Source organism: Lacipirellula sp. (assembly GCF_965279485.1).
GTDB lineage: Bacteria > Planctomycetota > Planctomycetia > Pirellulales > Lacipirellulaceae > Lacipirellula.
The window spans coordinates 2560676-2584871 of sequence record NZ_CBDIIC010000002.1; the positions used below are offsets into that span (position 1 = coordinate 2560676).

Annotated in this window: 15 protein-coding genes; 10 read left to right on the forward strand and 5 right to left on the reverse strand. The window is 62.9% G+C overall.

Going from position 1 to position 24196, the window contains the following annotated elements:
• The first annotated feature begins 32 nt into the window (after window positions 1-32).
• Entirely contained in the window at window positions 33-650 is a 618-nt protein-coding gene (locus ACQY7R_RS17850; protein WP_428306926.1) for a sigma-70 family RNA polymerase sigma factor, read from the forward strand.
• Window positions 631-3822, forward strand: a complete 3192-nt coding sequence (locus ACQY7R_RS17855; RefSeq protein WP_428306927.1) for a protein kinase domain-containing protein — start codon at window positions 631-633, stop codon at window positions 3820-3822. Before ACQY7R_RS17850 ends, ACQY7R_RS17855 begins: the two co-directional genes overlap by 20 nt.
• A 360-nt stretch (window positions 3823-4182) precedes the next feature.
• Here the strand turns inward: ACQY7R_RS17855 and ACQY7R_RS17860 are convergent, their stop codons facing one another.
• Together ACQY7R_RS17860 and ACQY7R_RS17865 are read right to left on the reverse strand one after the other, a co-directional pair.
• Window positions 4183-5745: a FecR domain-containing protein gene (locus tag ACQY7R_RS17860; protein WP_428306928.1), complete on the reverse strand. Its 1563-nt coding sequence runs from the start codon at window positions 5743-5745 to the stop codon at window positions 4183-4185.
• Window positions 5742-6269 carry a sigma-70 family RNA polymerase sigma factor gene (locus tag ACQY7R_RS17865; RefSeq protein ID WP_428306929.1) on the reverse strand — a complete coding sequence of 176 codons (528 nt, stop codon included), beginning with the start codon at window positions 6267-6269 and terminating at the stop codon, window positions 5742-5744. Before ACQY7R_RS17865 ends, ACQY7R_RS17860 begins: the two co-directional genes overlap by 4 nt.
• Window positions 6270-6855: 586 nt before the next feature.
• Here ACQY7R_RS17865 and ACQY7R_RS17870 point away from each other — a divergent pair.
• The 3 genes from ACQY7R_RS17870 (at window position 6856) to ACQY7R_RS17880 (ending at window position 10954) form a co-directional block, all read left to right on the forward strand.
• On the forward strand, window positions 6856-9432 hold the full coding sequence (locus ACQY7R_RS17870) for a hypothetical protein (protein WP_428306930.1): 2577 nt from the start codon (window positions 6856-6858) through the stop codon (window positions 9430-9432).
• A gap of 77 nt (window positions 9433-9509) precedes the next feature.
• The gene (locus ACQY7R_RS17875) at window positions 9510-10499 is read left to right on the forward strand and encodes a DUF1559 domain-containing protein (protein ID WP_428306931.1); all 990 of its coding nucleotides are present in this window, start codon (window positions 9510-9512) and stop codon (window positions 10497-10499) included.
• Between the two features lie 44 nt (window positions 10500-10543).
• Window positions 10544-10954: a hypothetical protein gene (locus ACQY7R_RS17880; protein WP_428306932.1), complete on the forward strand. Its 411-nt coding sequence runs from the start codon at window positions 10544-10546 to the stop codon at window positions 10952-10954.
• A gap of 37 nt (window positions 10955-10991) precedes the next feature.
• On the opposite strand, the gene ACQY7R_RS17885 is transcribed toward ACQY7R_RS17880, so the two are convergent.
• A complete protein-coding gene (locus ACQY7R_RS17885) occupies window positions 10992-12365 on the reverse strand; it encodes an APC family permease (protein WP_428306933.1) in 1374 nt (457 codons plus the stop codon).
• Window positions 12366-12650: 285 nt separating this feature from the next.
• On the opposite strand from ACQY7R_RS17885, the gene pbfA reads away from it, so the two are divergent.
• The 5 genes from pbfA to ACQY7R_RS17910 all read left to right on the forward strand — a co-directional run bounded on the left by pbfA (window position 12651) and on the right by ACQY7R_RS17910 (window position 21786).
• Window positions 12651-14039 carry a (R)-1-hydroxy-2-aminoethylphosphonate ammonia-lyase gene (pbfA, locus tag ACQY7R_RS17890; RefSeq protein ID WP_428306934.1) on the forward strand — a complete coding sequence of 463 codons (1389 nt, stop codon included), beginning with the start codon at window positions 12651-12653 and terminating at the stop codon, window positions 14037-14039.
• A gap of 130 nt (window positions 14040-14169) precedes the next feature.
• Entirely contained in the window at window positions 14170-16800 is a 2631-nt protein-coding gene (locus tag ACQY7R_RS17895) for a DUF1553 domain-containing protein (protein ID WP_428306935.1), read from the forward strand.
• Window positions 16801-16935: 135 nt separating this feature from the next.
• Window positions 16936-18432 (forward strand): DUF1501 domain-containing protein, encoded by a 1497-nt coding sequence (locus ACQY7R_RS17900; protein WP_428306936.1) that lies wholly within the window; start codon window positions 16936-16938, stop codon window positions 18430-18432.
• Between the two features lie 187 nt (window positions 18433-18619).
• The gene (locus ACQY7R_RS17905; protein ID WP_428306937.1) at window positions 18620-20170 is read left to right on the forward strand and encodes a class I adenylate-forming enzyme family protein; all 1551 of its coding nucleotides are present in this window, start codon (window positions 18620-18622) and stop codon (window positions 20168-20170) included.
• Window positions 20171-20814: 644 nt separating this feature from the next.
• A complete protein-coding gene (locus tag ACQY7R_RS17910; protein WP_428306938.1) occupies window positions 20815-21786 on the forward strand; it encodes a hypothetical protein in 972 nt (323 codons plus the stop codon).
• 87 nt (window positions 21787-21873) lie between these two features.
• Here the strand turns inward: ACQY7R_RS17910 and ACQY7R_RS17915 are convergent, their stop codons facing one another.
• Both ACQY7R_RS17915 and ACQY7R_RS17920 read right to left on the reverse strand, forming a co-directional pair.
• The gene (locus tag ACQY7R_RS17915) at window positions 21874-23127 is read right to left on the reverse strand and encodes an MFS transporter (protein ID WP_428306939.1); all 1254 of its coding nucleotides are present in this window, start codon (window positions 23125-23127) and stop codon (window positions 21874-21876) included.
• Between the two features lie 30 nt (window positions 23128-23157).
• On the reverse strand, window positions 23158-24129 hold the full coding sequence (locus tag ACQY7R_RS17920) for a DUF6807 family protein (RefSeq protein ID WP_428306940.1): 972 nt from the start codon (window positions 24127-24129) through the stop codon (window positions 23158-23160).
• Between the last annotated feature and the right edge of the window lie 67 nt (window positions 24130-24196).

A 24196-nucleotide genomic window follows, 5' to 3' on the forward strand; every position in this document is an offset into this window, starting at 1 on the left:
CGGGCCCGCTCCAAGTCATATTCGGGCCACCTATGGATTCCGCCGCTTCCGATTGGCAGTCGAAGATCGCCGCTGCGCAAGCCGGCGATCGCGAAGCCCTCGGCGAAATCTTCCGCGTCCTCCGCAACTCTCTGCAGGGCATGGCAAACGGCCAGATGGACGCCCAGCTCCAGGTGAAGGTCAGCACCTCCGACATCGTCCAGGAGACGCTGATCGAGGCCTACCGCGGCTTGGGAACATTCAAAGGCACGTCCCGCGGCGAGCTGCTCGCTTGGCTCCACGGCATCCTCACGCACCGCATCCTTACCGCGAATCGCCGGTTCCGCGGCGCCGCCAAACGGAATCTCGATTGCGAACGTTCCCTCACGCGCAGCGAAGGCTCGCAATCGCTCCCAGTCCTCGCCCACGAGCTCAGTTCCCCCAGCCAGCACGCCGCGGCGAACGAAGAGCTCGCGCAACTCGAAGTCGCGCTCCGGCAACTTCCAGCTCGCCAAGAACAAGTCATCCGCCTCCGCAACGAACTGCGGCTCTCGTTCGCCGAGATCGCCGAGATGCTCGATTGCAGTACCGATGCGGCCCAAAAACTTTGGTCACGCGCCATCAGCCAGCTAGCACGCAAGCTCAACGCCCATGCGAAAGATCGAGGGTAACAATCCGCCGGGCGACCGCGATCGCTGGTCCTCGTTGGCCGCGCAGCTTCTCAAATACGACGAAGCCAAGGACGGTCTGCACAATAGCGAGACCGACACGGACGACGCGCCGTCGACCCGACTCGAAGAGGAAATCGCCTGCATCGATCTCCTCCACCGCGTCTGGACGACCGAGGCGCCCGCCTCCGCGCCGCTGCCGCCCGACAAGTCGTTCACCGAGTTCACGCTGCTTCGCGAAATCGGCCGCGGCGGGATGGGCGTCGTTTACGAGGCCGAGCAGCTCGCCCTGCGGCGCCGCGTCGCGATAAAAATCCTTCCCATCGCCTCCGCCCTCAGCGAAGGTCGGCTCGCGCGGTTCCAGAACGAAGCCCTCGCCGCCGCGACGCTCAACCATCCCAACATCGTGCCGGTTTATTCCGTCGGCTGCGAGCATGGTCTCCATTACTACGCCATGCAGTTGATCGACGGCCAAAGCTTGGCCGAACAGATCGCCAAACGCCGTAAGACCCCCCAAGCAGCGGGAACCGACTACTTCGAACTCGCCTCGCTCGCCGCCCAAGCGGCCGACGCCCTGGAGTTTTCCCACCGAAAGGGGATCGTTCACCGCGACGTCAAACCAGCGAACCTGCTGCTCGACGACGCCGGCAAGCTGTGGGTCACCGACTTCGGCCTCGCGCGCCTCAGCGACGAAGCGGGGCTCACCTCCACCGGCGACATGCTCGGCACGCTCCGCTACATGAGCCCCGAGCGAATTTCATCCAACTACCCCATCGTCGATCCCTCGGCCGACGTGTACTCCCTGGGAATGACGCTGTACGAAATGATCGCGCTGCGGCCGGCGTTCGACGGCCAGGACCGAGCGGCGCTCCTGCGGCAGATCCTCGAAGACGAACCGCCCCGCCTGCGGCAAGTCGCGCCCGACGCCCCCGTCGACTTGGAGACGATCGTCGCCAAGGCGATCGAAAAGAATCCCGCGCAGCGCTATCCCTCCGCCGCCGCGCTTGCCGCCGATCTGCGGCGCTTTATCAATCGCGAGCCAATCGCCGCTAAGCCCCCCAGCATCGTCGACCGCGTCGCGAAGTGGTCGCAACGCCATCGCACGTTCGTCCGGCTCGCCGGTTTGTTCGCAGCGCTCCTCGCGGCGACGTGGACCTTCAATTCGATCCGCATCCGCCACGCGCTCGACGAAACCTCCGAACTTCTGTACATAGCCGACATGAATCTGGCATTCGAAGCCTGGAAAGATGGCTGGAGCGACGCCGTCCGCACGCCGCTCGATCGCCAACTTCCCCGCGATGGCCAAGCTGATGAGCGGGGCTTCGAATGGAAGCTTCTCTACGGCGCCTCGCGGAAACCGCGCGTCTCAGTGCTGCAAGGCCACAAAGGAGCCGTCACCGAAATCGCCGTTTTCCCCGATCGCCGCCGCCTCGCCAGCGTCGGCGTCGATGGCACGCTCCGTATCTGGGACATGCCGACCCAATCGCTGCTCCGCACCATCAAAGTCGGCGACAGCAAGCTCTTCTCCGTCGCCGTCTCGCCGAACGGCCGCTACGTCGTCGTCGGCTCCACTGCAGCTCATCTGCTCGACCTTGAATCCAATGCGCCGCTGAAAGAAATCTTCCGGCATGACAGCAACATCGAGTCGCTCGCGTTCCATCGCGACGGCGAGCAGATTGCCGCCGGCATCCGTTATCACGAAGTTTGCCTCTTCTCTCTCAACGGCGAAATCGTCCGACGAATCCCCTGCGACGCCCGCGGCTACACCTTGGAGTTTCATCCCAAGCGGCCAAGTTTGCTCATTCCGAATCGCCAGGACGAGACGAGCGAGGTCCGCAGCAGCCTGATTCAAATCTGGTCTGACGACCTAAACGAGATGCAATCGGAAATCGTGAACGGCTCGCGCAAACATGGCGGGACGCTGACTCACGCCCGTTGGTCCCCCTGCGGCAGGTACTTTGTTGCGGGGGAGGTCTATCAATCGCGAATCCATCTCTACCCGCACAACTCCGATCATAAAATCGATAGCACGCCGGTCGCTCGCCACCGACTCAGCGACTTGGCCTACTCGCCCGACGGCTCGACCGTCGCGATCGCCTACGAGAATGGAATTCTCGAACTCTGCCCCATCGACGCCAATCTCGACGACGCCCCCTCCTTCGGTCACCGCCCGCAGGTTTTCAAGGCCCACAACGGGGAAGTGCTGGCGGTCCGCTTCGTCAGCTCGAAAAAGGTCGTCACCTGCGGCCAGGATAGCCGGATTCGAATTTGGTCGCTCGGCGGTCGAGACACCCCCGATTTCAAAGTCACCAAGGATCATCTCCTCGAATTCGAGGTCTCTCCCGACGGCAAAAACCTCCTCTTTGTCGGCGACACCGGCTATATCGTCGCCGACGCCGAGCACGAAGAGGTGCGCTATCAATACGCCCACTCCACGCGCAAACACAAGCACTGTGCCTGGTCGCCGCGCAGCGATCGCTTCGCCGTCGCCTGCGAAGGCCCCAACCGGTTGCTGGTGGCAGGCGCCTCGGGACGCGTCCAGAAAAACTTGGCTCTCGACGATGATCCCCACGCCGTCTGCTTCTCGCCAGACGGCTCGACAGTGGCGGTCGTCATGGACGGACAGCTTGATCTGTGGGAGCCGCAAACGGAACGCAAAGCGGGGCAATGGAAACTGTCGCCCAAGTCAAAATGCGTGATCTTCTCGCACGACGGCAAGACGCTCATCGTCGGCGGTCATGACGAGGGCGTCACGCTCATCCCGATCGATAGCCGCAAGCGCTCGAAGAATATTCCCTGCAAGCTCGTCGACAGCCTCGCGCTCAGCCCCGACGGCTCGCTGCTCGCCACCGGCCACCTCGACGGCGTGATTCGACTCTGGCATCTCGATAGTGACGCCCCGCCGGTAGAACTTGTGGCCCATCTCCGTTACGTCCGCAAGCTCGCGTTCACGCGTGACGGCCGCACGCTCATCTCCGCCAGCGACGATGGCGCCATTCGGCTCTGGTCCGTCGCCCACGGTCGCGGCTTCGGATCATTTGTGAAGCGGGCTCGCAACGGCTCTGCCGGCGCCGCGGGAATGTTCGGCCTGCCTGCCGACAATCGTTTTCTGGCAACCGCCTGCGAAACGACCAACCCCGACTCGCCCGCGATCGATATCTGGAACATCGAATGAGCCGCTGAAGCTCACGGGCAAGAGTGCGTGCTTCGCGACGGCCTGCGGACTCAGGCAGAGGGGTGGCCGAAAATCGTCGCGGACGCCGCCGCTCCGACTTGCTATGGTGAGAAATGTCCCAGGCGATGCTGTGCGCTGAGCCCGATCTTTGACAACTAAGTCCCCCTGGCGGCGCCTGCTTCAGCAGACGCGCGATCGACGCAGCGAACCGTCTGCCGCCTGTCGCTCAATGTCGCCTCACGACATCAACTCAAACGCGACATTAGCCGCAAATGACTGCACAAGAACAACTTACAACGATCGCTTAGTGTCGCCTAAAATCGCATTCGCGTCGCGAAGCAATGCGACACGACACGCGGCTTACTGCACATCCGCCGCAATCGGCTTCGCCTTCAACGGCGCCGTCGCGATTCCATACATGTTGTAGCCGAACGTCGCGCGATGCTTGTTGACCGAGCCGAGTTGCACGACCCGCGGCTCGCGGACTTCTTGCTTCCACACTGAGAACGTCATGTCGACGCTCTCACCGGCGCCCGCGCCGAGTGCGAAGTTTTTGTGGTAGACCGACTTCGCTTCGTCGAGGCCGACGTCGGCGCCCGTGTCGACGAAGTCGTCCTTCAGCCACTGCGGCGGGTCCATGCTATCGCTGTAGAAAACGTACAAGTTCGCCGGTTGGCCGACGTCGACCCACACGGCGAGGTCTTCGTGAAACTTGTCATCGTTGAACGGCATCACGTACTCGGCGCCCTCGAGATCGAGCGGCAATCCCTTGTCCGTCACGCTGTTCCACTGATGATCGCGATCGACGAACGCCGGCGAGTCTTCATGCAAACCCGATCGCACGATGCGGTAGAACTTATTGCTGTCCCCCGCGCGAATGTTGTCGGTCACGTCGCGAATGATCGGCGTCTCGGGCCCGTCGCTCGGACGCACTGAGGCCGACACCGGAAAGCGATCGCTCGCGATCGCCATCACCCGATCGACGCGCCCGTTGGCGCCAACGCGAAGCGCCTCGCCCTTGTTCAATCGGCGCCGATCCGCATCAACGTCGGGTGAGCTGCCGTACTCCAAGTCGACGATTCCTTGGAACACGGCAACTTCGGTTTCGCCGTCGTCGCCGATAGCGACGCCGAATTCCGTGCCAAGGTCGATCACCCGCGCCGTCGGCGTATCGATCGTAAAGCCGATGCCGGCCGCACCGACGCGGGCTGAAATCGTCCCGCGATCGCTAAACATCGACTCATGCGAGTTAACTTTGAAGTGGGCCGGACCGATGACGACGACTTCTACGCCCGTGTCAAAGATCAGCTCGATCTGCCCCGAACGGAGCGCGACCTCTTGGCCCACCTGCAGGCGACTCAGTTCGGGGAACTCGTGTTCGTTTTCCCACAGCGCGTCGATCGTCCGCGTTACCGTCGCCACGCTTGCCGCCTGCTTCCCAGCCGCGGGAGCGACCATATTGGGATCGTTCGCCGCCGCTGGCTCGTCGCCTTGTGCCGCGGCCTTGTTGGCAGCGAGCGGACCGGCAGGCCCCCCGGCCGCCGGCCCGCTCCCCTGCCCTGCGAAGAACAACAAATACGTCCCCACGCCGATGACTGCTGCCGCCGCCACGGCGAGCAGTGCTCTCCACGCTGGCCGCGATCGTTGCGTTGCTCGCGCTTCAGCAACATCCGCTGAGGAAACGCGTAGCGATCCGTACGGCTCAGCCGCTGCGTCATCTTCGATCGGCACCGTCGTGTGAGCGAACGACCACCGCAGACTCGCCGTGTCTTGAATGTACTCGACGTACACCTCGCGGAGCGCGGGCTCGTCGTGCAGTAGTTGCTTCAGTTCGGCAAGTTCTTCCGCCGTGGCGGCGCCGTCGAGCTTGGCCGCCACCAAATCATGCACGCGGCGGAACGCTTCGTCTTGTTCGTTGATCATGTCACCCCCTCCGCCGCCAACCGCCGGCGAATGCACTTATGCAGCGACAATCGAACCCGTTGTAACGCCTTGTGAACCGACGCCGTGGTGCGGTCGAGCGTCTCGGCCACTTGCTTGATCTTCGCCCCTTCGGCATAGCAGCGGGCGAGCAGCTCGCTTTGCCGCGGTTCGAGCGCCGCGACGCACTCGCGGAGCGCCTGGTGCCGCACGTCGGCTAGGGCGCTGTGGGCCTCGAACTCCTGAGCGATCAACTCCACGAGTGAGTGATCAAAGAACAGTCGGCTGCGGCTCACCCGCTTCCGCCACGACAGGATCTGGAAGTGCGCCACTCGCACGGCCCACGCCTCGAAGTTCGTTCCGAGCTCGAAGCGATCGAACTCGCTCCAGAGCCGGATGTTCGTCTCCTGCAAAATCTCGTCGGCGTCGTTCCAGTTGGGGACGATGCCGAGGATGTAGGCGTAGACGCGGCGCTGATGCTGAGTCAGCAGCCTTACAAACTCTTCGCGAGTCGATTCGGAGGTCATCGACGGTACCTGGTAAGCGCTAGACGAGGGGGAGAGGAGAGCTAGCTATTTTCCATGGCCGAGCCGTGCGATTGTGGACGCCGAATCGCGCCAAGTCGTTTCGATTTGTCGCAAGTCATTGAAGATCGGTGCGAACGCGGCGCGGCGACTTCTTGCCGCACCCCATCATCGCCGCTCAATCGCCCGCTCGCCAACCCTCGCAGAAATTGCCGCAACCTTCTTCTACAAAAGCACTTAACGCCACCGACCGCCGCCCCCGCGGAGCAGCTTGAAGATTGCAAAATATTTCGCGTCCAGAAATGCGCGACCGCGGCCCTGAACTAACGTCCGCAATCCCCCGTCTCGGCCGACTTCTTGAGGGAGCCGACTGACCGGGGAGGCCGGGCAACGCTCTCTTCCGCTTTTCAACGTTGCAGCATTCGCCGCGAGCAGTCGGATCCGCTTAAAGAAACGGCCGCGTGCCCGCCGCTGACGATTCGTTCGACCGCACTCGACGTCTCCGCTTTTCACCCAGCAGTTTACTGCAGGCGATGCCTCGCCCGTCGAGGTTGCTCATCTCTCTTCGATTCAACAGGAGCTTACCTTCGTGATGCGCACCTCTCTTCGCCAAGGCGTTTTACGTCTCTCGCTCGTCGGCCTCTCGGGCGGGGCTTGGTTGGGACTTGTCTCTACAACTCACGCCGGCATCTCCTACGCTACTGCGGAAGGGCTCTACACCGAGAACTTCAACACGCTGCCCACCAACCCGGCCAACGGCTCGTTGGGTTCCACGCCCGGCGGCTGGATCGACGACACCGCGGCGCCTGCCGGCGGCAACTTCAGCCTTGCTGGGTTCCACCTCTGGCACCCGACCGTCGTCTCTCCGGAGGGAGGCTCGAACGGTCACCAACGGCTCCGCGCAGGGAGCGGCAGCAGCGGCACCGGCGCCTTTTACAGCTTCGGCGCGACCACCAGCAGCACCGAGCGAGCGCTCGGCATGGTGAACTCCGCCACCGTGACGCCCAACGGCGACTCCGCCTACATCGGTCTCCAACTCGTGAACAACACGGGCGTCACCCTCAATAGCTTCACCCTCAGCTACAACGGCAAGCAGTTCCGCTCGGGCGCCGACTCCGGCGAAACGCTCGCCTTCGCCTACAGCACCACCGCCACCGACGCCGACTGGTTTAGCACGGCGACGTACAACAGCGTGGCGGCGCTCAACTTCACGGCCCCGGTCGTGACGGCAACCTCAGCGAGCGTCAATCCAGCGAACGTAGTGCCGATCAGTTCCACGGTCGGCTTCTCTTGGGCGCCGGGAGCTGAACTCTGGCTCCGCTGGGCCGACACCCAGATTACCAGCAAGGACGACGACGGCCTCGCGATCGACGACCTGCAGTTCTCGGCATCGACGGCGGCAGGTCCCTCGCTGACCGTCAACTCGGCGACCACCGGCCCCGCCCTAACGCCCAGCACCTGGGCTAACAATCAGGCCCCCGACGCCCTGCACAATTATCACGTCCTCAGCGGCCATACCGTCACCGTCAACGGAGCGTTCCCCGGTACGGAATTGCGAGCCCTCTCGGGCGGCGTGATCAACATCAGCGCCGCGGGCAACGGGCAAGCGATCCCCAAGATTACCGTCGAAGCCGGCGGCAACCTCACTGAAACCGTCAGCGGCGCCTTCACGCTCGGTAGCGCCGCGTTGCTCGCCGACGCGAGCCTCGCTTCGGCGCAAGGCGAACTCCAAACGGCCCAGGATCTCGTCTTCAACGCCGATGCAGGCGCTGACGTGGCGATCGGCCTACGACTGAGCGGCGCCGGCAACATCGACGTCAACAGCAACGGCGCCGGGTCGGATCTCATCATCTCGGACGCCTCCTCTCACACTGGCACGATCCGCTTTAACGGCACCGGCGATCAAGTGCGCCTGGTGAAAGACAAAGACTTCGGCCGCATCGACATGAACTCGACCGGCGAGAATGCCTTCATCTACGCCAACACGGCGCAGGTGATCGGCGGCGTTCTCACCTACAACCAAAACGGTAAGATCGACCACGCTGCCACCGGCAACCGCATCGTGCAACCGTCGGTGATCAACACCACCGATAAGACGGTGACGGTCGACCTCAGCAAGAGCTTCCCGACCGACGAACGCCGCTTCATCCTTGAGAACACGCTGCAAGGGAGCGGGGCCCTCAACGTTGTCGGGTCAGCCACCGATCCGACCAACCTCGGCAGCGGCGGCACCAATGGCACGACGCTCAACGAGTTCGAACTCGGCACGCAGACTGAGCCCACCACGCTCGCCAACAACAGCTTCACCGGTGTGCTGACCGCCAGCGACTACGTCAACATCGAGCTTCGCAAGAACCTCCGCGGCGCCAAGATCGTCGTCAACAATCACGCCGTCGTTGACATGGGTCACCCCGTCGTCGAGCTGACGAAGATCTACGAGTACGGCGAAATCCAAGTGAACAACGGCGGCACGCTCGAAGTCGGCTTCGAAGCGAGCATCGCCGGCTCGCAAATTGGTCGCCACGTGGCAGAGCTCGCGCTCGTCAGCGGCTCCGGCCGCTCGGGGAGCCTCACGCTTGGCGACGGCTCGACGACGGTGATGCAGATCAACGGCACCGGCGCCCACCAGTACGATACGATCACCGCCGCCGGCAACGTGACGCTCGACGGCACGCTGAAGATCGTCGTCAATCCAGCCGCCTTCACCGGCACGAACTCGACTTACAACCCAACGCTCGGCGACGTCTTCCCGCTAATCACGCTCACGGGAACCTCGTTCGCCGCGGCCGACTTTAATCACAGCGGCGCGGTCGACGCGGCTGACCTTTCGGTCTGGAAGATGGCCTTTGGCTCAACCAACCTCGGCGACGCCAACAGCGACGGCGTCACCGACGGCAGCGACTTCCTCGTTTGGCAGCGGCAGTTCGGCACGACCAGCGGCATCAGCGGCAACTTCGACGCGCTCGTCGTCGAGGATCCGTCGGGCTACATGGCCGGCGCAGGCCTCGCGTTCCAACTGTCGAAGACCGCCACCGCGCTGAACCTTACCGTGGTCAGCGCCTCGCCGCTCGCGGCCCTGCCGGAACCAACGTCGCTGCTGCTCGTCGGCGCCGCGATCCCGCTGCTGGTTGCCGGCAACCGCCGTCGTTCGGCTCATCAGGCTTAAACGAGAACAAAGTCAACGCTCATTCCTTCGCTCAATCGTCCGTACCGACGCGGCGCCATGCCGCTCACGAGGTTTCGATGAGAACTAAGCACCATCCGCACGCCTTCACGCTGGTCGAACTCTTGGTCGTGATCGCCATCATCGGCGTCCTCGTGGCGCTACTGCTGCCCGCGGTGCAAGCGGCCCGCGAGGCGGCGCGCCGTTCCGACTGCATGAACCGCCTGCGGCAGTTAGCGCTAGCGTCGCAGAATTATCACGATGTGATGAAGGCATTTCCTTCAGCTTCTTCAACGACGGTATTACAGCCCGTCGTCAAACCTCCGCAATACACCTCTCATGGTTACCTTGCCCAAATACTGCCGTACGTTGAGCAGCAGGCTGTTGGCAGGACAATTAACACGAAGGTGCACTGGTCCCACGACGACAATTACAATGCTTCTCGAACTCCGTTGCCATCGTTCCGCTGCCCTTCGAAGGAAGACGGCGAAATGACATTCACCGCCCAACCAGGCGGCAACGAAGCCGAAGAGCTCAATTTGCTCCGAGCGCACTTCATGGCAGTAATGGGCGCCAAAGTTAATTGCCCGCCACTTTCCACCGACCCCTATCCTGCTTCGACCTACGAGACTTCCGACAAACCGACTTGCACTGACGCGGGAGGATGCGCTCTGAATGGCGTGATGTTTCCCGGCAGTAAGGTTTCTTTCAAGGATATCGCCGACGGTTCCACAAACACTTTCCTCATCGGCGAAATCGCCTGGGATGTCGGCCCGCAGCGAGTGTGGCTCGTTGGTTCCGCATCAAGAACTGGGATTTATAGTTACAATTATACCGCCAAGAACATCATGCACCCGCTGAACACAGCTTATCGCGCCGCAAGCGGCCAGCCGGCCAGCGGTTACTACAACAACGACCTTAGCTTCGGCAGCCTGCACCCGGGCGGGGCCCACTTCGCGATGGCCGACGCCTCGGTGCAGTTTGTTCGCGAAGACGTCGATCTCGTCGGCGTGCTCCGCCCGCTCGCAAGCCGCGCCTCGGGCGAGGTGGTTTCGATCGCCGGCAACTGAACCGCCGCTGTCTCCCAACTTTCAGCAACGTTTGACAATCTGCTATGCGTTTCCAACTAGCCATCCACCTCACGCTGTTCGCCGCGTTGACCTCCTTTGGTTGCGGCGGCTCTGGGCCCTCGCTCGCGCCCGTTAGCGGCAAGGTGCTGCTCGATGGCCAGCCGCTGACCACCGGCCAAGTCCTCACGCAGCCGACCGCCGGCCGCGGCGCGAACGGCGCCATTCAATCGGATGGGACCTTCACTCTTTCGTCAGGTCGAGAACCGGGCGCCATGGTCGGGACGCACCAGGTAGCCGTCGTCGCCTATGAAGTTGGTGCATCGACTTCGCCCGAAGCTCCGCAAGGCAAGCTGCTCGTCCCGCAACGCTACACCAGCGCTGAGAACTCGGGTCTAACGATCGAAGTAAGCAGCGGCGAGAACACGCCGACGCTGGAACTCACCAGCGCGAAGTAATGCCGCAGCGTTGCTGCTGACGCCAAGGCAATCACTCTCAACCACGCCGCAGCCAAGCCTCGCGCACTGCGAACGCCGCAACGCCACTCGCGTAAACCGCCAGCAGCAGCCAGATGAGTGCGATCTCACTCGTTCTCAGCAGGAACAGCCAACCGGCGAGCGCGAGGAGACTCGGCAACGGGTAGAGCCACATCCGGAACGGCAGCGGATGCGTTCCCTCCCGGCGCAGTAAGTGGAGCGCGACGATCTGCCCAATGAACTGGACGAGGATCCGCACAGTGACGGCGCCCTTGATTACTAGCTCGAGTTGAAAGAAGCAGAAGAGGGCCGTCATCGCGCTCAGCAGTCCGAGCGCCGCCCACGGGTAACCCTTCGTAGGATGCAGCTTCGCGAACGGGGCGAAGAAGTCGCCATTCTTCGCCGCGGCGTAGAGGATCCTCGAGTAGCCGAGCGTCATCGCGAATAGCCCGGCGAGGCAGGTCCAAATAATCAGTAGCGTGAAGCCTGCTGCGACGCGTTCGCCGCAAAGCTTGGTCATGAACGCGGCGGCGATATTAGTGTTCGCCAGCGTCCCCGGCTCCACCGTTTCCTGCCACGGCACGACGCCGATGAACGCGAGGTTCATTGCGATGTAGATTCCCGCGACGATGAGAATCGACAACAGCACCGCCCGCGGGATCGTCTTCTCGGGCTGGCGAACTTCGTCGCCCAAGTTGCAGATGTTGTAGTAACCGAGGTAGTCGTACACAGCGACGGTCATCGCTGCGCCGAGGCCGATGATAAACTTGCCGTCGAACTTGAATGCGTTGGTCGGAAAAGTGATCAGCTTGGCGTCGAAGTGGAAGGCGCCAAGCACGATCACCGTGCCGACGGCGACCAGCACGCCGCTCACGAGCAGCAGGCTCAACTTGCCGAGCGATTCGATCCGCTGCCGCAGTAATAAGTAGACGAGGCCGACGAACAAGCACGCCGGCACGCCGACGGCGACCGTATCGTTGACGCCCCAGTGGCGCACGGCGTCGCTGTAACTCGGCGCCAGCGAGATGGCGAAGTTCGACGCCGCGATGTAGCCGGAGGCGACTTCAAGCGTCCCGCTAACGAGGAACTGCCAGATGAACAGAAACGGCAGCAGTCGCCTCCACCACGATCCGCGGAAGATCTCGCGGAGAAAGTGATACGTCCCGCCGCTGCCGGGGAACGCGGCGCCGAGTTCCGCCCAAATGAGCCCGTCGCACATCACCACCAGCATCGCCACGCCCCAACCGACCATCGCCTGCGGCCCATGCATTGCCGCCAGCAGCACCGGGATGGTAATGAACGGCCCGGCGCCGAGCATGTTCGCTACGTTGAGCGACGTGGCGTGGAGGGTATTGAGGCCTCGTTCCAATTGCGGCGGCGCGACGTCGTTCATCGGCAAGGCTTGGCGGGGAGTGCGGGGAGAGAGCGTTGGCAAGTATCGAGGCCAATCCGCTGATTCGCAAGCACAGGATGACGGCCGCTCCGCTTCCGCGTGACTCGTTTGATCCGACGCAATCTGGCCGCCGCGGGGCGCAAATAGACTGGAGCCCCGCCGCTAACTCGCCTGGAGACTCCCGAATTCACCATTTAAGCTGCGCTCAACCATTGATTGCGACCAGCGTACGACTTATCACAGACGACGCAGTCCAGCGGCATCTCAGGCACACGATTCGACGCCATGGTTCCATCCCGACCGGGCCTTGTCCATCAACTCGATCCCGCCACGCAACGGTCTGAAGGCGACGTCAATCGCTCCGACCGTCGCACTGAATGGCAAGCCTCCGCGCTCGACGAGCGAACGCAGCGGCTGCTCGCGGAAGACTCGAAGTACTTCCTGCACCAGTCGCTGTCGAGCCCCTGCCTGAACGCGCTCGAGAGCTGCGAAGGAATCTATGTCACCGACGTCCAAGGGCGGCGGTACATGGACTTCCACGGTAACAACGTTCATCAAGTCGGCTTCGGCCACCCCGACGTCGTCGCCGCTGTCCGCAGACAACTCGACGAACTCTCGTTCTGCACGCGACGCTACACGAACCAAGTCGCCGTCGATCTCGCCCGCAAGCTGACGGAGATCACGCCGGGCAATCTCAACAAAGTCCTCTTCTGCCCCGGCGGCAGTGAGGCGATCGGCATCGCGCTGAAGCTCGCCCGTATCGCCACCGGCCGGCACAAGACGATCAGCATGTGGGACTCGTTTCACGGCGCGTCGCTCGATGCGATTTCGATCGGCGGCGAAGCGATCTTCCGCGCCGGCGTCGGACCGCTCCTTCCCGGCACGGAGCATGCGCCGCCCCCCGACGAGTACCGCTGCCTGTGGGATTGCGGCACGCGCGGCGGGTGCGATCTGAAGTGCTCGAACTACATCGAGTACATGCTCGAGAAGGAAACCGACGTCGCGGCCGTCATTGCCGAACCCTGCCGCGCAACTCCTTACATTCCGAAGCCGGAATACTGGCAACGCATCCGCAAGGCGTGCGATCGGCACGGCACGCTGCTAATCTTCGACGAGATTTGGCAAGGTCTCGGCCGCACCGGCCGGTGGTTTTCGTGCGAGCACTTCGACGTCGTGCCCGACATCCTGGTGACGGGCAAGGGCCTTGGCGGCGGGATCATGCCGCTCGCAGCGCTAGTGGCGCGTGAGGAACTCGACATCGCGGGCGATCGCGCGCTCGGCCACTACACGCATGAGAAGAGCCCCGTCGCCTGCGCCGCCGCGCTCGCCACGATTGAAGTGATCGAGCGTGAAGGTTTGCTCGAGCATGCCGCGCGACTCGGCGAGTACGCGCTCGATCGACTCCGCGAACTGGCCCGGCGGCATGAGCTCATTGGCGACGTCCGCGGCATTGGGCTCACGCTGGGCGTCGAGCTCGTGAAGAATCGCAAGACGCGCGAGCGGGCCACCGACCAAGCAGAACAAGTGATGTACCGCGCGCTCGACAAGGGCCTCAGCTTCAAATTGACGATGGGGAACATCTTATTGCTGACGCCGCCGCTGATCATCACCCTTGATGAACTCGACTACGCGATCGACGTTATTGATCGATGCCTCTACGAAGTGGCGGCTTAGCGGCGCCTACCGATGCTGGTTTTGCTACAAACCGCAGCTTCAGCCATATCACAAAATCTTTGCCGAGATTGGTGACCGTCGCCCCCGAAAGGCCTTCTCCTTGGTAGCGTAAAGGGAACGAAAGGCCGCGATGCATCGAACCCTCCTGCTACTTTCCGCCGCTTTCACGATCGCATGCGAGGCGATTACTCTCACCGGCCAGGCCGCTGAAGCGCCGGCCGCCACGGCGGTCGATTTTCATCGCGACGTGCTGCCCGTCTTGGCCCGCGCCTGCTTCGATTGCCACGGCCCCGACGCCCAGGAGAGCGCCCTTCGACTTGACATGCAGAAGGCGGTGCTGGCGGGCGGCGAGCTGTTCGGCGCGGCGATTGTACCGGGGAACGCCGACGAGAGCCCGCTCGTCCGCTTCGTCTCCGGCGAGGGCGAGTTGGAGATGCCCCCCAGCGGAGCCAAGTTGACGGCCGCCGAAGTCGAAACGATCCGCCGCTGGGTCGACGCCGGCGCGCACTGGCCAGGGCCAGCCGACGAGCCCGTGACGGCGCCCCTTACTTCGAATCATTGGTCGTTGCAGCCGCTGGCGCCGACGATTCCGCCGAACGACGGCGATCCATGGATCGCGACGGCGGTCGACGCCTTCGTCATGGCAAAGCTGCGCGAGAAGGGGCTGACTCCTTCGCCGCCTGCCGATCGTCGCACGCTTATTCGGCGGTTGTACTTCGATATGCTCGGCTTGCCGCCGACGCCAGAAGAGGTCGCGGCGTTCAGTGCCGACGAGCGACCAGATGCCTACGCCGATCTGGTGGAACAAGTACTCGCATCGCCGCGTTACGGCGAGCGCTGGGCGCAACACTGGCTCGACGTGGTGCGCTTCGCCGAGTCGAGCGGTTTTGAGACGAACGTCCCGCGTCCCAATGCTTGGCCCTATCGCGATTACGTCATCGCCGCGTTCAACGACGACAAGCCGTACGATCAGTTCATCGTTGAGCAGCTCGCCGGTGATGCAAGCGGCGAGTCGGCCGCCACGGGATTCCTCGTCGCCGGTGCGTGGGACCAAGTGAAAAGCCCGGATGTGGGACTAACGCTCATGCAACGGCAGGACGAGCTTGCCGACATGACGAACACAACGGCCACGGCCTTCCTCGGCATGACCGTCGGCTGCGCGCGCTGCCACAATCACAAGTTCGATCCCATCTTGCAGAAAGATTTTTACGCGTTGCAGGCAGTCTTTGCGGGGGTGAACCATGGCGAGCGGCCTTGGATCAAACCAGATCGCGAACAGGCTAATGACGGCCTGCAGCCCGCCGTCAGTTCGCTGGAGAATGAGGAACGCTTCGATCCAATCGAAGCGACGGCTGTTCGCTTTACGGTAGCCGCGACGAACAACGGCAGCGAGCCGTGCCTCGACGAACTCGAAGCCTGGACGCCTGCCGGTGGTGACAACAATTCTTCGCGCAACGTCGCCCTCGCCGAACATGGCGGCCGGCCGAGTTCCTCGGGCAACTATGCCGACACTTCAAAACATCGCCTCGCGAATCTCAACGACGGCAAGTACGGCAACGACTGGAGTTGGATCGCCGAAACGCACGGCCATGGCTGGGCACAGGTCGACTTCGCTGAGCCGCAGGTGATCGACCGCGTCGTCTGGGGCCGCGACCGCTTGGGCGGATACGCGGATCGGTTGCCGGTCGACTACCGCATCGAAGCGTTGCAGCGCGACGGTAGTTGGCGCGAGGTCGCCAGTTCAAAGACGCGACGCCCCTACAACGATCAGGGCGCCATGGTCTACGCCGGCACGTTCAGCCAACCGGCGGAGCCGACACGGCGACTCTTTCGCGGTGATCCACTGTCCCCGAAAGAGCCAGTCGCCCCCGACGCCCTCTCCGTGCTCGGCACGTTGGGGCTGTCGCTCGACGCACCGGAACAAGAGCGGCGGCTAGCACTCGCGCGCTGGATTGCGAGCCCGCAAAATCCGCTCACCCCGCGGGTGATGGTGAACCGCATCTGGCAGCATCATTTCGGCGTGGGGCTAATCGACACGCCGAGCGACTTCGGCGCCAACGGCACGCCGCCGACGCATGCGGAGTTGCTTGAATGGCTCTCCCAAGAGTTCATTAACCGCAATTGGTCGATCAAAGAGATTCATCGCCTGATCTTGCTGTCGAACACCTACCAGCAGTCGAACCAATCGCGCGAACAGTGCGCAGCGGTCGACGCCGCCTCGCGGCTGCTGTGGCGCTACCCGCCCCGGCGGCTGGAGTCGGAAGCGATTCGCGACACGGTACTGCAGCTCACCGGCTCGCTCGACCTGACGATGGGCGGGCCCGGGTGGAGTGCGTTCGCCGCCAACGAAAACTACGTCCGCGTGTACGAACCGAAGATGGAGTTTGGCCCGCCCGAATGGCGACGGATGATCTACATGCACCGCGTGCGAATGCGGCCCGATGCGATCTTCGGCGCCTTCGACTCTCCCGACGGCGGGCAAGTTTGCCCCAAACGCGGCACGTCGATTACGGCGATTCAGGCCCTCAACTTGTTCAACAGCCGCTTTACGATCGACCAAGCAGAGCGACTGGCCGATCGGCTACGCACGGAAGCCGGCGACGATGCAGCGGCGCAGATTCAGCAGGCGTTCCAACTGGCCTTCACGCGCGATGCCGATGAGCTCGAACTCGCCGCCAGCCAACAGTTGATCGCCTCGCACGGCCTACCAACGTTCTGCCGCAGCATCCTTAACGCCAACGAACTACTGTTCATCCCCTAACACAACCATCTTCTTTGCGACCCTTTGCGTCTTCGCGCCTTTGCGAGCAAGTTACCGATTAGTCTCACGCAAAAGCGCGAAGACGCAAAGAAACGCCAAGAGTATAAACTGTCCGCAGCGAGTACATCACAACGCATGACCAACTCCCTTTCACGCTCCGGCCGCGACTTGCTCAGCCGCCGTCAGTTCTTCGGTCACACGGGGATCGGGCTCGGCGGGATTGCGCTCGCTCATCTGCTGCACGCCGACGGCAAGTTGGCTCACGCCGCCGGCTCGTCGACGGGCGGTCCCATTCGTCCGGCGATCGATCCGCTGCGGCCCCACGCCTCACGGGCGCCTCATTTCACGCCGCGCGCCAAGAACGTGCTGATGATCTACTGCTCCGGCGCCATCAGTCAGCTCGATACGTTCGACTACAAACCCGAGCTCTTCCGCCGCAACGGCCAGCCGATGCCGGGCGCCGATCAGCTGGTGACATTCCAAGGCGAGAACGGCAACCTCACGGCGCCGCGTTACAAGTTCCGCCCGCGCGGCGCCTGCGGCAAAATGACGAGCGACCTACTGCCGCGCATCGGCGAGCTGGCCGACGACCTCTGCTTCATCCATTCGCTCACCAGCAAGACGAACACGCACGGCCCCGGCGAAAACTTCATGGCCACCGGGTTCACGCTCGACGGCTTCCCGAGCATGGGCGCCTGGGTGAACTACGCCCTCGGTTCCGAGAACGACCAACTGCCGGCATTCGTCGCGATCCCCGATCCGCGCGGCGTGCCGCAATCGGGGACGAACCACTGGGCGCCCGGGTTCTTGCCGGCGGTTTTCCAGGGCACCGCGTTCAACGCCAGCCAACCGGTCCGATTCCTCGACACGCCCGCCGGCGTGACGCCCCAAAGCGACGCCGCGTCGCGCGACTTCCTCAAGTTGCTCAACGATCGCCACCTCGAACAGTTCCCGGGCGACACGCAGCTAGCCGCGCGGATCGCGAGTTACGAACTCGCCGCCAAGCTGCAGATGTCGCTCCCCGACGTGGCGAACATCGACGCCGAGTCAGCCCACACGCTCAACAGCTACGGCGCCAACGACGCCGACCCCGTGAAAGCCGGCTTCGCCCGCAACTGCATTCTCGCCCGCCGACTGGTCGAGCGCGGCGTCCGCTTCGTGCAAGTCTTTAACGGCTCCTACGCGATGGGCGAAGGGGTCGGCAATTGGGACGGTCATAAGGCGCTTTACGAACAGTACGCCGTGCATGGCCCGATTCTCGATAAGCCGGTCGCCGCACTCGTCGTCGACCTGAAGCAGCGCGGCCTGCTCGAGGACACGCTCGTCGTCTTCTGCACGGAGTTCGGTCGAATGCCGACGTTCCAAAAAGGGGCGTCAGGCCGCGACCACAATCCGAAGGGTTTTACTGCGTGGCTCGCCGGCGCCGGCGTGCGAGCGCCATTTACTTACGGCGCGACCGACGAGTTTGGTTACCAGGCCGTTGAGAACGTTTCGACCGTCTACGACTTCCACGCGACGATTTTGCATCTGCTCGGCCTCGATCACACGCGGCTGAGCTTCTATCACAACGGCATCGAACGCCGGCTGACCGATGTGCATGGTGAAGTAATTCACGCGATGCTGAAGGCGTGACCGCACTTCTAGCCCCTGGCTCCGCCAGGGGGTCGGCTGCCACTTCGATAAGCATCGCCGCTAGTAACGCTACCCCCTGGCGGAGCCAGAGGCTGGAAAGGGACGTATGCGTCGCTGTTCTGAAATCCCCGCGATAAGCTACACTTCCCGATAGCGTCAACTCACCTCATCACTTCGGGAACGACTCATGCCCCTCGCTGGTCCGCCGCTGACGATTGAAGTTCGGATCTCGCGACTACTCGACCGCGGGCTCGCGGCGAATCCCGACGCCCCGGCGCTTGTCTCGCGCGAGGGCCAGCTTACTTGGCGTGAACTCGACGCCGTCTCCACGCGCGTCGCCCAGCACTACTTCGCTCTCGGCTTGAAGCCTGGCGACCGTATCGCGACGTTGATGCCGAACTGCGCGGAGCTTGTCATTCACCACATCGCCTGCATGAAGGCGGGGTTTGCCGCGACGCCGCTCAACTATCGCTATCAGGCGCCGGAGATCGATCACGCCCTCGAAGTGAGCGGCGCCTCGGTGCTACTTCACCACGCTGAGCGCGATGCCGACCTCGCGATTAGCAAGTTTGCCGGCACGCTGCCGTTGGGACGTATCGCATTTGGCGCCACTGATGGCCGCGAACCGAGCTTTGAGCACTTCCTGCAAACAGAGCTGTCACCTGCTGAATTCACTCCACCGTCGCCCGACGCCGTGGCGTTCATTTTCTTCACCTCCGGCAGCACCGGCAAACCGAAGGGGGTCACGCACAGTCATCGTTCGTTCGGTTCGATTGTCGCCAGTACGATCGCCGGGTTCGAACTCAACGACGCCGACGTGTTCTTGCCCGCGACCTCGTACTCGCACATTGCCGCGACGCACATGTCGTTCGGCGCTTTGGCGGCCGGCGTCCGCGTCGAGGTTCCCCGCCGCCTCGATGGCGACGAGATGTTGCCGCTGCTGGCCGACACGCAGCCAACGTTTCTTTGCATGCTGCCCGCGGCACTGTTCGCACTAGTGCGCGACCACAACGCAACTTCCGAACACTTCCGCTCGCTGCGACTCTGCGTCAGCGGCGGCGACAAGGTTTCGGGCGAACTCGAACGCGAATTCACCGCCATCGCCGGCAAGGCGATCGACGAACTGTACGGCATGACCGAGACCGGCATGTCGACCGTCAATCCGCCCGACGGCCTCAACAAGGTCGGTTCGATTGGCAAGCTTGTCGCGGGCTATGAGGGCTCCATTCGCAACGCCGCCGGCGCCGAGGTTCCACTCGGCAGTGAGGGGCGTCTCTGGATCCGCAGCGCCGCGAACATGATCGGCTACTGGAATCGCCCCGACGCCACCGCGGAAACGCTCGTCGACGGCTGGCTCGACACGGGTGACGTCGTCACGGCAGACGCCGACGGTTACCTGTGGTTCCGCGGGCGGCAGAAGCAGATCATCGTGCACGATGGTTCAAATATCACGCCGCAGGAGATCGAGGAGTCGCTACTCGAACATCCCGCCGTCGCCGCGGTCGGCGTGATCGGCATCGACAACCTCGTCCACGGCGAGAACGTGCGGGCTTATGTTGCATTGAAGGCAGGCGTAGCGCCGCCGACTGCCGCCGAGCTGATCAAGTTTTCGCGGGCGAGCGTCGGGTACAAGGCGCCGGAAGAAATTGTATTTCTCGACTCGATGCCGCTGAATGCAACCGGGAAGGTCGATCGAGTGGCACTACGAAATTTGGCAGAATCTACTATAAGACCATAAGCAAAACTCGTTTGATTGCACAAACGCCGTTTCTTAGTGCATAATACGGCCATCAACTCGGCGTTTCTCCTGCTGACGAGGTTCGCGTGCTTCGTTTTTCGTGCCCAAGCTGCGGCAAAGCAATCAAAGCCGCTGAATCGCAGGCGAATCGCCGCGCCAAGTGCCCTCAGTGCGACCAAGCAATCACAATTCCGTCGCACAACTCAGACCAATCTGAGCGGCAACCAGCGTCTCTGCCGACTCCTGCGATTTCACCAACAGCACGAGCTTCGTCGACGCCGCCAACCGCCTCAACCGCGCCGCCAGCGTTAACCGAATCGCCTCCAGCTCAAAAAAGCTTTCTCCGCCTTTGGCTGCTGGGCATCTCAGGCGCCGCAGTCATTGCTGCGATTAGCGCGACGACGAGTTGGGTTATTGCGACTCGCGGGCGATCACCGAGCGCCTCTTCGTCGCCATCAGCGAAGGGTGCGTCTCCTGACGCGGCGAAGCCCGCCGCTGTCGCGGCCGTCGGCGACGCTGGAGACGCTCTTACTTCACCTACCTCTAAGCAGGGTTTCGCGACGCCGGAAGCGTGCTTCGCCGCTTATCGAAACGCCATCGAGTCGGACAACACTGCGGCTTTGCTAAATTGCTTCTCAGACGAAATGCTTCACATAGGCGCTGCAAAAATTGCTTTCGAACTACAGATGATGGCGGCCAGAGGCGCCAACGCGCCGCCCGAAGCTCTCGATCTTATGAAAAAACATCAGCTCGACGATCTCGACATTATGGGCATGCTCCAAGTTGCAGACTCACCAGGCGGGGACGGCCCCGAAAGCGTCCTGCGCACCGTTGGCAATACGATCGTCGATCCAAGATCATTCATCCTTGATGCGCGCGAAATCCTTGGAGCCCGAAGCTCCCCGCTCTCGGCTCCGAGCGGCGAAGTCGTGATCCTGAAGACCGAAGGGGATCGCGCCGTCGGGCAAATACACGAGAACACTCAAGGCAACCTGACCATCCACTTCGAGCGTGATGCAGCAGGCTGGCGGCTTGCCCTGCCGCCGGAGTTGGAGTCCTCCAAGCCCGACCGATCGTTTCCCACGCGCGAGCGCCGCAACGAGCTTCGCGCCGCACATGAGCGGCAGGAACAACTGCGCCGCCAGAACGACGAAGTGCACGAAATGACGTTTGCCGCCGCTTGGCTTTTTGGCCAAACATCGGGAAAGTTTGAAATGCTCGCCACCGGCGAAGATCGCCGGCGTTACGGCGGCGGCGTGGTGATGCCAATTTACATCCGCTTCGAGGGCGGCGATTCACCAATCTATCTTCCTAGCCTCAGCGAGGCGGAAGCAGCTTATTTTCTCGAAGTTCCGTATGCGGATCGCGAACTGGTGGCGCCGGAAAAGCTTATCAAGCGAGCCGATCCCAACGGCTTTACGCGATACTCCAACCACCAAGGAACTGACGCCAAGTTTCAATTCGGTCAATTGGTGTGCTTCATCTCCAACTCCCCGTTTATTGAATACAGCGTGGTGCGAGAAGGTCCCGCATACACGCTGCCGATGACGCTTGAACAAGCGCAGGTTCTATTTGGCCATCCAGTGAGTCGGAAGAGTGATCGCGATGCAAAGTGACGACCATTTGCAGATCACCGCCCGGCTGTCTTCGACTGAACGCCCACAAGCCGGGACCCCATGTCATCGACACGAGTTGCTGACGCCTCACTCCAACCCGCGTCCATCCGTCGCCGGCGCCAGCCAAATGACGAGCATTCCCGCTGCATAGATCAGCGCACATGCTCCGCCGAGCATCGCGTAGTCGCCGCCAAACCACTTGAAGAGCGAGCCTGCCGCGAGTACGCCGCCGGCGGTGGCGAAGCGGCCGATGTTCATCGACACCCCTGCACCGCTCGCTCGCACATGCGTCGGAAACAATTCCGGCAAATAGAGCGGCAGCCAACCGAAGAATAACGTCGCCACGAGCCCCTGCGCGAACACGACTGGCAGGAACGACGGTTCGAGCGGCGCCGTGAGGCGAAACATCGCCCAGGTCAGTGCTGTCGCCCCGACGCTGATCAGGAAATAGGAAAGCCGGCGCCCAATCCAACCGGCGAGCGGCGCTCCTAGAAAACTGCCGATCGTTGCGCCCAGCGACCACCACTGCAGCGTCGTCGCTTTGTATCCCGGCGCTGCGGAGCCCGCGACGCTGTCAGCCCACGGAAGCATCCACTTGCCGCCAGCCCAGGCTCCTACCAGAGGTATCGACGCCAGCAAAATGCCGACGAGCGTCAGCGGCAGCAGCTCGCCTTGAAACAAAGTTCGCAATGGCGGCGCCGGCCTTTTCTCGACGCCACGAGAGGCCAACCATTTGGGTGATTCCGGTAACAGCGTCAACACGATAACGCCGAGCGCAGCAGGAATCGCCGCCATCGCGAAGATCCAGCGCCACGAGTCTGGCGTGATCGGCCAGAAGCGGCCGATCTGCGAGAGCGCGAGAATGCCGATGTTGATGCCCGCCCCCAGGATGCCGGCCACCGTCGGTCGCGATGCTCGCGGCCAACACTCCGCAGCGAGTGCCACGCCATTCGGCCACATGCCGCCGACGCCGAGGCCAACCATGAATCGCAGCAGCAACATCTCCTCGCACGAACGGACGAGCGCCCCAAGCCCTGCAAAGGCGGAGTAGAACAGGATGCTGATCCCCATCGCCCGCGCTCGGCCGATGCGATCGCCAAGGTTGCCGAGTAGGCTACCGCCGATCGCGGCGCCGAGCATGAGCGCGGCGGTGAATCGCGCGAACCAGAGGCCGCCGTCCGCCTCTGTGTACTCCGCCCCAAGCAAACTTTGCGTCACCGAGAGCGACGCCACTGGCATGAGGCCGAGCTCAACGCCGTCAAACGCAAGTCCCAAGAACGCCGCGGCGAGGACGGCGTAGCGTCCAGCGCGCGTCAGTTCGGTGGGAGATGCTGCCGTCACGGCTTCAGATTTGATTGCAGAGGAGTCAGGTCAATCGCCGGTGATCTCAACATACTGCTTGAACGCCCTGTCGAGGTCCAGATTCTCCGGCGATTCCCCCCCGTGCACAAGCACGCCGTACCGCAATCGCAACTCTTCGCCCGGACGCACCGTCACGCGACTTGGCTCGCCCGCCTTGAACGCGGCTTTGCCGAAGGGGTTAGCAACCATCAGCCCATAGTCGCGCACATGAAATCGGCTTGGCCGAAAGTTCTCGGGATGGCAGAAGATCGCTACTCCCGCCGGCTTGCCGTCGACGACGCCACGATAGTCGCACCACGCCGGCGACGTTCCCCAGACTTCGCGCTCGTTGCGTTTGCCGTCGGCGGTCACGATCTCGCCGTTGCCGGCCGGTAGGTGAAACTTGGAAACTTGCTCTGCCCGCAGCGGCGTCGCCATGCGGACGCCAAGCCCCATTTCTTCTTGATCACCGAATGCAAACTCGCGATCGCCGGTGAACGTTGAATCCCAGAGCAACAGCGTTCCCTCATGCGTCGCCCGCAAGTCGCAGCGCAGCAGTTCGCGGCAGATCACTTGCTCTGGATCTGCCTGATCGCGATGCGAGAACTCAGCCGCAAAGCCCCCCTCCCCCGCGCCGCCGTGCGGCTCCTCCACGAACCGTTCGAAGCGAACCGGGGCCTTCAGCCTCCATCCGTCGCTGCCGCTCACGTCGCCAAACGCTAGCCAGATGCCTGGGTGGAACTCGGGATGATCGGTCGGGTCGCTTCCTTCGACGGGAGGATAGCTGCGCGTCACCTGAACGCCGTTCGGCGCCCGCACATGGGCGAAGTAGGGTCGTGTGATCTTCTCGTCGCGGTAGACGAAGGTCGCGAACGGGGCCTCGCCCACGGTAATCTTCAGGCTATCGACAGATCGAGCGATCTTAATGCGCGGAACGTCGGCGCCAGCAGCGTGCGAGCACCAAGCACTCCACAGAATGGCGATGATGACGCATTGCCTCATGCTCGCAACTCGACCAGAGGAGAACAGTTCGGTGAACTTCAATCGCGACCGGCGCACGGTTGGGCGC

Excerpts from the sequence above, each read along its gene's own strand:
- ACQY7R_RS17900 (WP_428306936.1), top strand. The coding sequence starts at position 16,936 with ATGACCAACTCCCTTTCACGCTCCGGCCGCGACTTGCTCAGCCGCCGT.
- ACQY7R_RS17855 (WP_428306927.1), top strand. The coding sequence starts at position 631 with ATGCGAAAGATCGAGGGTAACAATCCGCCGGGCGACCGCGATCGCTGG.
- ACQY7R_RS17905 (WP_428306937.1), top strand. The coding sequence starts at position 18,620 with ATGCCCCTCGCTGGTCCGCCGCTGACGATTGAAGTTCGGATCTCGCGA.
- ACQY7R_RS17875 (WP_428306931.1), top strand. The coding sequence starts at position 9,510 with ATGAGAACTAAGCACCATCCGCACGCCTTCACGCTGGTCGAACTCTTG.
- ACQY7R_RS17865 (WP_428306929.1), bottom strand. The coding sequence starts at position 6,269 with ATGACCTCCGAATCGACTCGCGAAGAGTTTGTAAGGCTGCTGACTCAG.
- pbfA (WP_428306934.1), top strand. The coding sequence starts at position 12,651 with ATGGTTCCATCCCGACCGGGCCTTGTCCATCAACTCGATCCCGCCACG.
- ACQY7R_RS17910 (WP_428306938.1), top strand. The coding sequence starts at position 20,815 with ATGCTTCACATAGGCGCTGCAAAAATTGCTTTCGAACTACAGATGATG.
- ACQY7R_RS17850 (WP_428306926.1), top strand. The coding sequence starts at position 33 with ATGGATTCCGCCGCTTCCGATTGGCAGTCGAAGATCGCCGCTGCGCAA.
- ACQY7R_RS17880 (WP_428306932.1), top strand. The coding sequence starts at position 10,544 with ATGCGTTTCCAACTAGCCATCCACCTCACGCTGTTCGCCGCGTTGACC.
- ACQY7R_RS17920 (WP_428306940.1), bottom strand. The coding sequence starts at position 24,129 with ATGAGGCAATGCGTCATCATCGCCATTCTGTGGAGTGCTTGGTGCTCG.
- ACQY7R_RS17885 (WP_428306933.1), bottom strand. The coding sequence starts at position 12,365 with ATGAACGACGTCGCGCCGCCGCAATTGGAACGAGGCCTCAATACCCTC.
- ACQY7R_RS17895 (WP_428306935.1), top strand. The coding sequence starts at position 14,170 with ATGCATCGAACCCTCCTGCTACTTTCCGCCGCTTTCACGATCGCATGC.
- ACQY7R_RS17860 (WP_428306928.1), bottom strand. The coding sequence starts at position 5,745 with ATGATCAACGAACAAGACGAAGCGTTCCGCCGCGTGCATGATTTGGTG.